This is a genomic window from Thalassotalea sediminis (assembly GCF_030295915.1).
Taxonomy (GTDB): Bacteria; Pseudomonadota; Gammaproteobacteria; order Enterobacterales; family Alteromonadaceae; genus Thalassotalea_C; species Thalassotalea_C sediminis.
This window is the reverse complement of sequence record NZ_AP027361.1, coordinates 1,829,374-1,843,108: the sequence shown is the minus strand read 5'-3', so window position 1 is coordinate 1,843,108 and position 13,735 is coordinate 1,829,374. Positions and strand designations below refer to the sequence as shown.

At 39.0% G+C, this 13,735-nt stretch carries 12 protein-coding genes; all 12 read right to left on the bottom strand.

Annotation, left to right across the window (positions count from 1 at the left end):
* Positions 1–163: 163 nt before the first annotated feature.
* Positions 164–2,194, bottom strand: a complete 2,031-nt coding sequence (prc, locus tag QUE09_RS08415) for a carboxy terminal-processing peptidase (protein ID WP_286235751.1) — start codon at positions 2,192–2,194, stop codon at positions 164–166.
* A gap of 15 nt (positions 2,195–2,209) precedes the next feature.
* Positions 2,210–2,908, bottom strand: coding sequence for an RNA chaperone ProQ (gene proQ, locus QUE09_RS08410; RefSeq protein WP_286235750.1), 699 nt, complete (start codon positions 2,906–2,908; stop codon positions 2,210–2,212).
* A gap of 22 nt (positions 2,909–2,930) precedes the next feature.
* A complete protein-coding gene (locus tag QUE09_RS08405; RefSeq protein ID WP_286235749.1) occupies positions 2,931–3,212 on the bottom strand; it encodes a hypothetical protein in 282 nt (93 codons plus the stop codon).
* Between the two features lie 2 nt (positions 3,213–3,214).
* Positions 3,215–3,685 (bottom strand): GAF domain-containing protein, encoded by a 471-nt coding sequence (locus QUE09_RS08400; RefSeq protein ID WP_286235748.1) that lies wholly within the window; start codon positions 3,683–3,685, stop codon positions 3,215–3,217.
* A 94-nt stretch (positions 3,686–3,779) separates the two neighbouring features.
* On the bottom strand, positions 3,780–4,535 hold the full coding sequence (locus QUE09_RS08395; protein WP_286235747.1) for an SIMPL domain-containing protein: 756 nt from the start codon (positions 4,533–4,535) through the stop codon (positions 3,780–3,782).
* Position 4,536: 1 nt separating this feature from the next.
* Complete coding sequence (locus QUE09_RS08390; protein ID WP_286235746.1) at positions 4,537–5,193, bottom strand: DUF2057 domain-containing protein; 657 nt, start codon at positions 5,191–5,193, stop codon at positions 4,537–4,539.
* Between the two features lie 166 nt (positions 5,194–5,359).
* Positions 5,360–6,538: a 2-methylaconitate cis-trans isomerase PrpF gene (gene prpF / locus QUE09_RS08385; protein ID WP_286235745.1), complete on the bottom strand. Its 1,179-nt coding sequence runs from the start codon at positions 6,536–6,538 to the stop codon at positions 5,360–5,362.
* 130 nt (positions 6,539–6,668) lie between these two features.
* Positions 6,669–9,287 carry a Fe/S-dependent 2-methylisocitrate dehydratase AcnD gene (acnD, locus tag QUE09_RS08380; protein ID WP_286235744.1) on the bottom strand — a complete coding sequence of 873 codons (2,619 nt, stop codon included), beginning with the start codon at positions 9,285–9,287 and terminating at the stop codon, positions 6,669–6,671.
* Positions 9,288–9,359: 72 nt separating this feature from the next.
* A complete protein-coding gene (prpC, locus tag QUE09_RS08375; protein WP_286235743.1) occupies positions 9,360–10,487 on the bottom strand; it encodes a bifunctional 2-methylcitrate synthase/citrate synthase in 1,128 nt (375 codons plus the stop codon).
* A 53-nt stretch (positions 10,488–10,540) separates the two neighbouring features.
* Positions 10,541–11,431: a methylisocitrate lyase gene (gene prpB, locus QUE09_RS08370; protein WP_286235742.1), complete on the bottom strand. Its 891-nt coding sequence runs from the start codon at positions 11,429–11,431 to the stop codon at positions 10,541–10,543.
* A 29-nt stretch (positions 11,432–11,460) separates the two neighbouring features.
* A complete protein-coding gene (locus QUE09_RS08365) occupies positions 11,461–12,147 on the bottom strand; it encodes a GntR family transcriptional regulator (RefSeq protein WP_286235741.1) in 687 nt (228 codons plus the stop codon).
* Positions 12,148–12,350: 203 nt separating this feature from the next.
* A complete protein-coding gene (locus QUE09_RS08360; protein ID WP_286235740.1) occupies positions 12,351–13,565 on the bottom strand; it encodes an acyltransferase family protein in 1,215 nt (404 codons plus the stop codon).
* Positions 13,566–13,735: the final 170 nt, after the last annotated feature.

Here is a 13,735-nt window from a genome sequence, read left to right as displayed (position 1 = left end):
TTGCATGCATAACATGCCGTGACTAGCGACATAGTGCAAGTAGTTTATGTTAAAAATAGGTTAGAGCGCGCAATTACTGACATATTTGTATATTTATTAAACACAACATCAAGTAGAAATAATAAAGCCGCCTAACAGGCGGCTTTATTATTCTCAGTGTTGCTTATTTTTTTGCCACTTTGCCAAGTGAAACATAGTCAAAGGTAATTCTTGCCGTTTCTTCTAATAATGGATCTAACTCTTCAAGCTCATCCGGTAAGTCGTCAAGATTTTCAACTTTGTCTAAGCCCATTGCTACAAGACGTTCATTCGTTCTAACAAGTTGTTTTGCTTTTCGTGCATCACGTTTAGCCTTGCGTTCAGCTAAGTTCAATGAGATTGCTTTTTTATCTTTTTCTTTTTGATATTCAACAATATCATCGAGTAAATAATTAAATTCTCTATTCGATTTAATACGCTCTTGATGAAGCGAAGTAAGGTACTCCACATCCGTAGACACATCGGTAATCGACTTATAGCTTGCTTTAGGTACCATGTCCCATGGTAACGCGTTTTCTTCTTTACTTTCGCCCCAGTCTTCCGGTGCTACTGCCGTTGGAAAAGCAATATCAGGTATCACGCCTTTATGTTGTGTACTTCCGCCATTTATACGATAAAACTTTGCTATCGTGTATTGAATACTACCATACGGCTGTTCGTTAATATCATAAATTCTGGCAATTGGGCGATGTTGCTGTACCGTACCTTTGCCAAAAGTTTGCTCACCTACAATTACACCACGACCATAGTCTTGAATCGCTGCTGAAAAGATTTCAGACGCCGAAGCGCTATAGCGGTCAACCATCACTGTTAATGGCCCTTCGTAAAAGGTAACGCCGTCTTTATCACTGTTAATAGAAATACGGTTGGCGCCATCACGAATTTGAACTACCGGCCCCTGATCAATAAACAAACCTGTTAATAATGTTGCTTCAGTTAATGAACCACCGCCATTACCTCTTAAGTCGACAATGATACCTTCAACCTCTTGAGCGGTTAATTTATCGATCTCTTTTTTTACGTGAGCAGAAAGACCATTGTAAAAACTAGGAATATTGATAACACCTAATTTTTTGCTGGTTTCATCACCAGGCTTCTCATAAAGCACCTCAGATTTAGCAGCGCGATCTTCTAAAACTATCTTATCTCTAACAATCGAAACGACTTTAATGCTTGCTTCGTCAACGGCCTTTCCTGGTAATACTTGCAAACGTACCTTGGTGCCCTTCGGACCTTTAATAAGATCCACAACATCATCAAGTCGCCAGCCAATAACATCTTCAAACTTATCATCACCTTGAGAAACGCCTACAATACGATCTTTCGGTTTTAGCTGATTGGACTTATCAGCTGGACCACCACTAACAATGCTTTGTATAACGGTATAATCTTCTTCTGCACGTAATACTGCGCCTATGCCTTCAAGCGATAAATTCATTTCCATTTGGAAACGTTCGGCATTTCTTGGCGACAAATAAGAAGTATGGGGTTCAACAACGCGAGCAAAACTGTTCATCACAAGTTGAAAAACGTCTTCACTTTCGCTTTGTTTTAAACGTTTGATGGCATAGTTATATCGTTTTGTCAGAATTTCTTTGACTTTATCCCACTCTTTACCGGTTAAGGTTAGATTTAAAGCATCATATTTAACTTTTAAGCGCCATAACTCGTTAAGTGCCTTCTCGGTTTCCGGCCATGGCTCTTCTTCTCTATCGAAGGTATACGTTTCATCTTTAGTAAAATCAAAAGGTTTTTCTAAAAGACTCAACGCATATTCATAACGTTCTAGTCGTCTTTGTAAGTTCAAATTAAATATTTGATAAGGAATATCTAGCTTACCACGGGCAACGACAGTATCAAAAGACTCACGATACTGTTCAAACTCTGCTATATCACTGGCAAGAAAAACATTTCGTCCATAATCTAATTGCTTAATATAGCGATCAAATATTTGCTCAGAAAGAGCATCGTCAATCTTGATAGTTTTATAATGAGAGCGGGAAAATTTAGCGGCAATTCTCTTACTGGAGACAGCATGCTGACTCTCTGGCGTTAGTATGGGCAGAGGAGCCTCTTTGTCAACGGTGTATGCAAAAAGACTAACGCTAGAAAACGTTAATGATATGGCAAGTGCGGTACGACAAATTTTTAGCATGCTTGCTTCTCCAAATTATTCAATGTATATGTTCTTAACCTGTGTTTTGACAACCATTCCTGAACTAAGTTGCACTGAAATATCATCACCTGATACTTCGGTAATTACAGCGTCCATAGGTGCATTACCTAATTGAACTTTCACGGCTTTGCCAACATTAATATTATTTACGTCTACAGGCTTAAGTTTAGCGGCTGGTTTAGTTTGTGCACGTTTAGAAGAACTAACACCTTTAAATTTCGCTTTATCTTTAGCTTTGTGTTTTGTCTGCAAACCCTTAGTATCAGTAGACTTACCTTTATAAGGCTTTTTCTTGAGGCTGTCTTTAGGATTTTTGTTACCAAACTTTTCTTGGCTCTCTTTTAATGTTTTGGCCGCGTAGTCAGCTTGCTCTTGATCGATTTCCGCCACTTCATTGCCATCAACATCAATACGTTGTGAACCTAGTTTAATTGCTTTGAGGTAACGCCAGCTGCTTGTGTAATGTCTTAATGCTTGACGTAAACGTGTTTTACTGACCACATCGTCACCATCTAAACGTTCTGCGAGCTCTTGAAAAATACCAATTTTCAAAGGTTTTGCTGGGCCTTCAACAGAAAAACAAGCAGGAAACTTCTCTGCTAAGTAAGCAATAATTTCTTTTGCGCTTGTTCGTTTGTTTTCAGTTTCTGCAGCCTGTGTTGATGCCGCTTCTGTTTCAGTTTTCGTTTCCATAATAACTACTTAATTAATAAATTTATTCGTTTAAATATTGATCACGATTCGTAAGTAAATGATGACACCAATCAATGATATCATCATGCGTTAACTCTGCTAATGCGTCTTGCCCAATCCAATGTTGCCAGATGAGTTCTAAAAGTTCACCTAACTCTGCAGGATCAATATCCTCTTCTGCAAAATCATAGAGTGTATGATAAAGCTGATTAATATTCTCTGTAACTTGCTCTTCATTGCCGTCCCAATCCCCGACAACTTCTTCAGAAACAAGATAGTCGTGTATTATCACGAGTTCTTTCATATCTATCGTTGCTCAACTAATAAGGTTTTTTCAAACTCATTAACGAGTGCTTCTAAGCCTTGTTGGTCTTCGTGATCAAACCGATTAAAGCTTGGACTGTCAATATCAAGCACAGCCACTACTTTACCTTGATATTGAATTGGGATCACTATTTCAGCGTTACTTGCGGCGTCACACGCTATATGACCGCTAAATTGGTGTACATCCGCAATTCGCTGAGTCTTAGCTTCTGACACTGCGGTACCACAAACGCCCTTACCAATAGGAATGCGTATACACGCAACTTTACCTTGAAATGGACCTAATACAAGTTCATTTTCAACGACTCGATAAAATCCAACCCAATTAATCTCAGTTAATTGCTCAAATAATAAGGCACTGATATTAGCCATGTTGGCGATCATATCATGTTCCGTACTTATTAACGCTGAAACCTGAAGTTTCAACTGTTGGTATAATTCAACTTTCGACATTCTATCACGTCAGCCCTGAAAATTGGCATAACATACCTTGATAACACCTTAAGTTAAAGCTTTATGTGCAGTTCTATGGAAATAAATAACAATTCTATAAAATAATTTGAAATGTGATGACAACTTGTGCAGAAATTGCGCGTTCTGTTGCCTGCGAACTAAAGCCAGCTTTAGACTCCATCATTGACATACGATAAACAGATGGTGCGTGATAACCTGTTTCTTTGATTGAAATGACTGTGCCAACAGAAACGCCCAATTGTTTTGCGATGTCGTTCGCTTTACTTTTGGCATTATCAATCGCTTTTTGTAATGCGCTAGTATAAAGCGCTTCAGGATCGCTAAACCCTAGTTCAATGGGCGAAATATTACTAACGCCAATTTTTACTAAGTGCTCTAACACTCGATCATATTGCGCTAATGAATTTAGTTTTACCGAAATAGTACGAGCAACATCAAACAATCTCACTTTTTGCACTTTTTGTTGTTGCATATTAACAGGTAGGTTCACTTGATTTTGTTTGTTTACGTGACGCTCAATTTCAGCCTTAGATAGTGTTATTTCTGGTTTTTCATAAATGGGATACATGTGTAACATTGAAGAATCAATATGAGACTCTGAAACCCCTTGTTTGACAAACATTTCGATAACTTGTTGACTCTTGTTGTCAACAATTTGTTTTACTTTGCTCGCCGCTATACCACGTTCTTTAATACTAATAGTTAATGAAAACTGATCGGGGTGTGCCTTAACTTGTGCTTTGCCTACAACCTCAATGCCTTCATCTGCATATGTAATTGCTGAAGTAAAAATGGTCAATATTACACATACTTTTGCCAGTGATTTCATACTACTTTCCTTTTTCTAAATCTCGATTTATTTCACGCAAAAACTCAGCTCTTTGCTGTTTTGACGCATGTTGCCACCAATAATGGAGCATAGTAAGTGGCATAGTATCGTTCAAATGATGAATGGAATCTGAATGGGGTTTATCAGCCTTATTTTCTGATACCACATTAAGTAAATCCTGTTGTTGAGTTTGTGGATATGAACGACTTTTTTGTAAGGTCAAATTAACGTCTTGTTGCGTTTGAAAGCGTTTCAAATCCTGCTGATAAATATCAATCTCTTGTTGGTCGTCATTAACAATGCGTACAGTAGGCTGTTTTGCAAACAAACGAATATCTTGTTCATTCTCAAAACTTGGTACTTGCAATGTTAGACGTTGAATAGTATCTAAGGTAAGTAAAACCACAAAAGGTTTAGAGTAAATGGTCGTGTGGTCATCATTTTCAACATCCTCAATTAACTCTTTATACTGAAAATGTAATTCGTTTCTGCCTTTTTTAAGCTGATGTGTTGTACTTCTGTCAAACAAGTCCATCGAAAAATGCTCATCATTGACTTGCAGCACTTTAATATTTGCAGGAACTGTTAATTCACTTGCATAACTCGATAGGGACATCAAAAAAAGGCAAGATATACGAACAAAAGCAATCAATTGCATTTCAACTCCTTTTTAAATCAGCCTTGTTAAACCAAACATATAAAGAAAATGGCACTACTTACCCTTTAATGACATTTTAGCCTACTTGAACCAATAAAGAATAACTGTAATCAAAAGTAATTACCGCTATTCTTTTTGGTTGCTTTGAACCGGAAAATTCAATGAACTAAAAGCTGTCTGATGGCACCCTTACCCAACCTTCCATCAATATGCGTGCACTTCTACTCATCGTGGCTTTTTCAATGAACCACGATCCATCAGTATAGCTTGCAGACGCGCCAACTTTTAACATACCTGACGGATGACCAAAATTTACGTTTTCACGATCACCTCCGCCGGCGGCCAAATTAACAATCGTACCTGGTATTGCCGCTGCTGCACCTATAGCTACAGCAGCAGTCCCCATCATTGCATGATGTAATTTACCCATAGATAATGCCCGCACATTTAAATCAATTTCATTGGCTGCTATTTGCTTGCCACTAGACGCTATATAAGACAAAGGCTTTCCTACAAATGCAACCTTAGGCGTATGTTGTCTATTTTGTGCCTCATCTATGGTCGTAATCAACCCCATTTTTAACGCACCATAGGCACGAATTTTTTCAAAATCAGCCAATTTATGTTCATTGTTATTAATGTCATCCTGCAACTCTGTGCCGGTATAACCTATTTCTTCCGCGTTTATAAAAATTGTTGGAATACCTGCATTAATCATGGTCGCTTGTAATACCCCAATACCAGGCACTTCAAGTTCATCTATAATGTTACCTGTAGGGAACATTGCTTCACTAGGGTCGACAGGTGCAATAAACTCAACAGGTACTTCTGCCGCTGGAAACGTTACACCATCAAGTTCAAAGTCTCCTGTTTCTTGCACTTGTCCATTAGTAATAGGCACATGAGAAACAATGGTTTTACCTATATTTTTCTGCCAAATTCGAACAGTACAAATACCGTTTTCAGGGATATTACTCTTATCAACTAAGCCTGCATAGATAGCAAATGCACCAACTGCAGCTGTTAAATTTCCACAATTTCCTGACCAATCAACAAACGCTTTATCAATAGCGACTTGACCAAACAAATAGTCGACATCATGATCTGAACTGTCTGCTTTAGCGAGAATAACAGTTTTACTTGTGCTTGACGTCGCACCGCCCATGCCATCTGTTTGTTTACCATAAGGATCAGGGCTACCAATGACACGCAACAATAAGTTGTCTCTCGCACTACCTGCTACCTGACAGTTTTCAGGTAAATCACGTAGATTAAAAAAAACACCTTTAGATGTGCCACCACGCATATAGGTAGCAGGAATTTTGATTTGTCCAGGAAAAGACATATTGTTCTCCATAATCGTTGCACTTCCTCGAAATGATATGCCCAAGAAATAACGAAGAAGTGTGTAAAGTTCTTCAACTAACTGTTAAAAAGGCGACCAAAGTCGCCTCTACAAGGATTGTTATCTTTTACTACGTATTAGATTCTAAAAAGTCATTAGCAAACTTTTGTAGTACGCCACCAGCACGATGAACAGTTACTTCTTCCGCAGTATCTAGACGACATTTAACTGGTATTTCAACTTGCTCGCCATTGGTTCTGTGCATGATAACGATCATATTGCCACCAGCTGAAGTTTCCCCTTTAACATCAAAGGTTTCTGTACCATCAATACCATATGTTTTACGCGTTTCGCCATTGGTAAACTCAAGTGGCAATACACCCATACCAATTAAGTTCGTGCGATGAATTCGTTCAAAACCTTCTGCAACAATGACTTCTACGCCTGCAAGTCTAACCCCTTTAGCAGCCCAATCCCTTGAGGAACCTTGACCGTAATCAGCGCCTGCAATAATAATTAACGGTTGTTTACGTTTCATGTAGGTTTCGATTGCTTCCCACATGCGGCTTTGAACACCCTCAGGTTCTATTCGAGCGAGTGATCCTTGTATTACGTCACCGTTATCATCACAAACCATTTCATTAAATAATTTTGGATTTGCAAATGTTGCTCGCTGTGCCGTTAAATGATCACCGCGATGTGTAGCATAGGAGTTAAAATCTTCTTCAGGCAACCCCATTTTATCGAGGTAAGCACCCGCTGCACTATCTAACATAATGGCATTAGAGGGAGATAAATGGTCCGTAGTAATGTTATCACCTAATACTGCAAGTGGACGCATGCCTTTCATGGTTCGCTCGCCAGCTAATGCACCTTCCCAATAAGGCGGACGTCTTATGTAGGTAGACATTTCTCGCCAATCGTAAAGTGGGCTTTTCGCTGGTTCGAAAGAGCCTAAATCAAACATTGGTGTATAAATCTTTTTAAACTGTTCCGGTTTTACACAACGATTTACAATATCGTCAATCTCTTCATCCGTTGGCCATAGGTCTTTTAAGGTAATGCTATTACCAGCGTTATCTGTCCCTAAAATATCTTGCTCAATGTCAAAACGCATGGTGCCAGCAATCGCATAAGCAACAACTAAAGGTGGCGATGCTAAGAAAGCTTGTTTCGCATAAGGGTGAATACGACCATCAAAATTACGATTACCTGACAATACTGCTGTAGCATATAAATCCTTATCGATAATCTCTTGCTGAATATCTGGCGCTAATGCACCAGACATGCCGTTACACGTTGTACATGCATAGGCAACAATACCAAAACCAAGTTTTTCTAATTCCGTCAACAATCCTGCTTCTTCCAAATAAAGTTTCGCAACTTTAGAACCAGGTGCAAAGGAAGTTTTAACCCAAGGTTTACGTACTAATCCAAGTTCATTAGCGCGCTTTGCAACTAGACCAGCGGCAACAACATTCCTTGGGTTAGAAGTATTAGTACAAGAGGTAATAGCGGCAATAATTACGGCACCGTCAGGCATTTCGCCTTTAGCTTCTTGTGCTTGGCAATCAGCTAGATTTTTCGCAATATTTTTTGAAGAAAGATCAGATGTAGCTAATCGGCGATGAGGATTAGAGGGACCCGCCATATTACGCCCTACAGATGATAAATCAAAGGTTAATACACGCTCATAATGTGCATCTTTTAGATCATCAGCCCATAAACCAGTATGTTTCGCATAAGTTTCAACAAGCGCTACTTGCTCTGGCTCTCTACCTGTTATTTTGAGGTAATCTATCGTTTGCTCATCAATGTAAAACATGCCAGCTGATGCGCCATATTCTGGCGTCATATTAGAAATCGTAGCGCGATCGCCAATAGACAAGCTACGTGCGCCATCACCAAAAAACTCTAAATAAGCCCCAACCACTTTTTCATTTCTAAGAAATTCAGTGATTGCTAAAACAATATCGGTCGCTGTAATACCTGGTTGTCGTTGCCCAACTAGATTTACACCGACAATATCTGGCAATCGCATCATAGATGGTCGACCTAGCATGACAGTTTCAGCCTCTAAACCGCCAACACCAATTGCTATAACCCCTAAAGCATCTACATGCGGAGTGTGAGAATCGGTGCCAACGCAAGTATCAGGAAATGCGACACCATCTCTTAACTGAATAACAGGTGACATTTTTTCGAGATTAATTTGATGCATAATGCCATTACCCGCAGGAATCACATCAACATTTTTAAAGGCCGTTTTGGTCCATTCGATAAAGTGAAAGCGATCTTCATTTCGTCGATCTTCAATAGCGCGATTTTTCTCGAAAGCGTCTGGGTCAAACCCTGCTGCTTCAACCGCAAGCGAGTGATCTACAATTAATTGTGTTGGCACCACTGGGTTGACTTTTGCTGGATCTCCACCTTGCTCTGCAATAGCATCGCGAAGACCTGCAAGATCCACTAATGCGGTTTGCCCTAATATATCATGACAAACAACACGTGCTGGATACCATGGAAAGTCTAGGTCTCTTTTACCATTCACGATTTGCGATAACGCATCTTGTAGTGAATTCGGATCACATTTACGTACAAGTTGCTCTGCTAATACACGAGCAGTATAAGGTAGAGTTGCATAGCTACCTGGCTTAATTGCTTCTACAGCAGCTCGCGTATCAAAGAAATCAATTGGAACTCCCGACAAAGAAAAATCGGGTAAAGGTTTGCGGTATTCGTAGTTCATAACATGGTCCACAAAATTAGCAATGGCAGCACGTTAGCTGCCATATAAATTAAACATATGTAAGCAATGCAATTAATCGCGGTCTGCTATAGCAACCCATGGCATCGATTCTGGGCCTGTATAATCAGCCGATGGGCGAATAATACGATTATTTTCGCGTTGCTCCATTACGTGCGCTGTCCAGCCAGAAACACGTGAACAAACAAATATTGGTGTAAACAGCTTCGTAGGAATACCCATATAATTGTAGGCTGAAGCATGGAAAAAATCTGCATTACAAAAAAGCTTTTTCTCTCGCCACATTACCGCTTCACACCGTTCTGATACATCGTAAAGGCGCGTATCTCCATTAAGCTTTGCTAATTTTTCAGACCACGTTTTAATAATGGCATTACGTGGATCTGATTCACGATATACGGCATGACCAAAGCCCATAATTTTATCTTTACGTGCAAGCATACCCATAATAGCGTCTTCAGCTTCATCTGCTGATTGCCATTGTTCGATCATATCCATAGCAGCTTCATTTGCACCGCCATGTAATGGCCCCCTTAATGAACCAATCGCACCTGTTACACAGCTATGGATGTCAGAAAGCGTTGACGCACAAACACGTGCCGTAAACGTCGACGCATTAAACTCATGCTCTGCGTATAAAATTAACGATGCATGCATAACATCAACATGCATTGGTTCAGGTTTTTTATTGTGAAGCGTCCATAAAAATTGTTCAGCAATTGAGTCGGCTTCTGTTTCTACATCAACACGAATGCCGTTATGACTAAAGTTATACCAATAGTTAATTAACCCTGGGAAAATTGCTAACAATCGATCGATATGATCTAACTGTTCATCAAAGCTATTTTCTGTTTCAAGGTTCCCCAACATAGAACAACCGGTTCTCATTACATCCATTGGGTGAGCTGATGCTGGGATTAATTCTAACGCCGCTTTTAAAGCGTCTGGTAAAGCACGAAAACCTTTTAATCTTGCTTTATAATTTGTTAACTGTGTTTGGTTAGGTAATTTACCGTATAGTAATAAGTAGGCAACTTCTTCAAATTGCGCATTTGCAGCAAGATCATTAATGTCATAGCCACGGTACGTTAATCCTGCCCCTGTTTTACCAACGGTGCATAATGCTGTTTCACCAGCGCTTTGTCCGCGCAGACCAGCGCCACTTAGTTTCTTATCAGTCATATTCTTTCCTCACTTTTCTTTTGGTGCTGTGTACTTATTTTAATTTTATTAAATTATTTGTTCTTACCTTCAGCAAATAATGAATCGAGTTTCTTTTCATACTCGTGATAGCCAAGGTAATCATACAACTCCATTCGTGTTTGCATGTTATCAATCTCAGCCTTTTGATCGCCATCAGATAGCAATGTTTTATAAACAGATTCTGCGGCTTTGTTCATCGCTCTAAACGCAGATAATGGATACAACACCAAAGCACAACCCCACTCACCTAATTGTTCTTTGTTCCATAATTCTGTTTGGCCAAATTCAGTAATATTTGCTAATACCGGCACATCTAACGCTTCAGTAAAGGCACGATAATGTTCTTCTGTTTTCACGGCTTCTGCAAAAATGCCATCTGCACCTGCAGCAACATAAGCTTTAGCACGTTCAAGTGCTTTTTCTAGACCTTCTTGGGCAAACGCATCTGTTCGCGCCATGATAAAGAAGTCTTTATCTGTACGGGCATCAACTGCAGCCTTGATACGGTCGACCATTTCTTCTGTTGAGACAATTTCTTTATTTGGGCGATGGCCACAACGTTTTTGCGCAACTTGGTCTTCTAGATGTACAGCTGCCGCGCCCGCCTTTTCCATGTCTCTAATCGTTTTGGCAATGTTAAATGCTCCGCCCCAACCTGTGTCGATATCAACCAATAAAGGCAAACTTGATGCAGCAGTAATGCGTTGAACGTCAACAATCACGTCATTTAATGATGTCATTCCTAAATCAGGTAAACCATAAGATGCGTTTGCCACACCACCACCTGATAAATAAATTGCTTGATGACCCAATTGTTCAGCCATCATGGCGCAATAGGCATTTATTGTACCTACCACTTGTAAAGGTTTATTATTTTTAATTGCCTGACGAAATTTAGCGCCAGGTGATAATGTAGTAGACATCGTGAGCTCCTCACTTGCTAATGTATGAATTATGTCTTTGCTAATTGCTTTATTTTTTCTTCGATATTCCTACGTGATGCGCCGATGTGTCTTCGCATCAACATTTCTGCTAATTCGCCATCACCATCAATAATGGCTTGTAATATATTTGCGTGCTCATTAAAGGCTTTGGTCGCCCTTGGGCTATTCATACCAAACTGAATTCGATACATACGCACCAAGTGGTATAGTTGACCACAAAGCAAGTCGATTAACTGCCGATTATGGCTTGCTAAGATGACCTTATAATGAAAATCAAGATCACCTTCTTCTTGATAATAAGCAATGCCGTCTTTTAGTGCCTGTGATTTCGCGTGCATATCAAGCATAGCTTGCATGTCGACAATTTCATCTTTTGTCATATTTTCTGCTGCTAATCGACAAGCCATTCCTTCGAGTGCTTCTCGTACTTGGTAAATTTCTAATAAGCCAACGATCGTGCACTCCACAACGCGAGCTCCAACATTGGGTTTACGCTCAATTAAGTGACATTTTTCTAAGCGATTTAATGCCTCCCTGAGTGTAGCCCTACTTACATCAAAGCGTTTTGCTAATTCAGGTTCACTAATTTTACTACCAGCGACAATCTCACCTTCAACAATGGCAAATTGTAATTGTTGAAAAACTTTATCTGCCGTTGTGATGGCTTGTCGATGTGTTGGGTTATTGTTTGGCATAAATTGTCGACAATCTTTAAATGAATGTCAGGATGATAACGTATATACAAACTATTTCAAGTGTACAGCCATATTAATTGTCGACACTTTAGTCTAATAGCAAGAAATTTTAGCGCTATATCGTAATATAACGCTAAATCATTGTAGAGGTTCATGTATCGCATAACGTCGCATCAATCTATCGTTGATACGACAAGTACATGTTAAAAGATGAGCTGGAGCACTAATGGGCTAACTAATAAAATACCAGCACAATAGCCAAGGAATCTCGTATTTTTTTGATACTGTTTTTGCATTTTTAAACCGAAAAATGGTCGTATAATGTCAACACGCCTGATCACCTCAAATAAAGCAAAACACACTATTACTGTAGACATTATAAGTATTAGCGCCTCAATCGCACCGCCTAAGGATAATTGAGTTAAATAATAACCTACAAGTAAAATGACGGTCTGATGCAAAATATATAGTGGATATACTGCCTCGTTAAAGTACGTTAATTTTGATGATCGAGTACGTAAAAAACAATACCCTAATGAAAGGATTAATAATACGCCAAACACACGCATTGCGCTGTATAAAAATAAACTCAAAACTTCAAATACAAGTGGAATACTTCTTCCTTTGATAATTTCAAGGTAATACACGTTGTACAGTACTAAAAAGCACATTGAAATTATTATGTAGCAAACAGATAAAGGCGTTAAATTAAGATGCAATTTTCGCCAAAATGTACGTTGCCAACCGAGCAAATAACCTAATAATAAAAACAAAAAACCAATCGGGTATCTTGTCTCACCTGTGATCCATATTAACTGAATACTAAATACCAGTATGATTAACAATGAAATTGTAAATATACCATGACTATTGCCTAACCATGTTTTAATAGCGACTAAAAGCTTACTGTTTAATAGTGGTAATAATATCACCAAATACAGCGAGTAATACCATAGAGATCGCAGGTACCATAGATGGTTAACATCAATATGTGGCCATATACCAGCTTGATAGTTTTCAAAAATTGTTGATTGTTCGTTATAAAATGCTTGCATAAACTGCCAGTAGTTCATGCTGATATCACCATTAGCTGTCATTTCTATAAAAAGTTGAGGTGGCACGATAATAAAGATCCCAAAAGCTAATGGAAGCAATAACCTTAAGGTGCGCAAGGAAACAAACCGTACGATGGACACTTTCGCTAAAACAAATCGTATGGCAATACCAGAAATTATCCAGATAGCAGGCATTCGCCACGGCTCTACCAGTAACATGAGACTTTCTAACCATTCATAGCGGTATTGGCTTTTTGCATGAAAGCCCCAATTGGCCACATAGAACATACCAATATGGTGCAAAATTAATAAGCCAAATAATACAATGCGTAACCAATCTAAATCTAACCTTCGAGTTGGCATGTTTGAAATGTCATCAGGTTTAAAGACCTGCGATTCACTAAAATATTTTAAAAATACACTAAACACGTTACCATCGTTCTCTTACATTAAAAGATTGATATCTTGTGGAATGTACACCACAAAGATAGTGTAAAGTGCTTAATTAACAGTAAGTAGGGATAAGCGGTGGA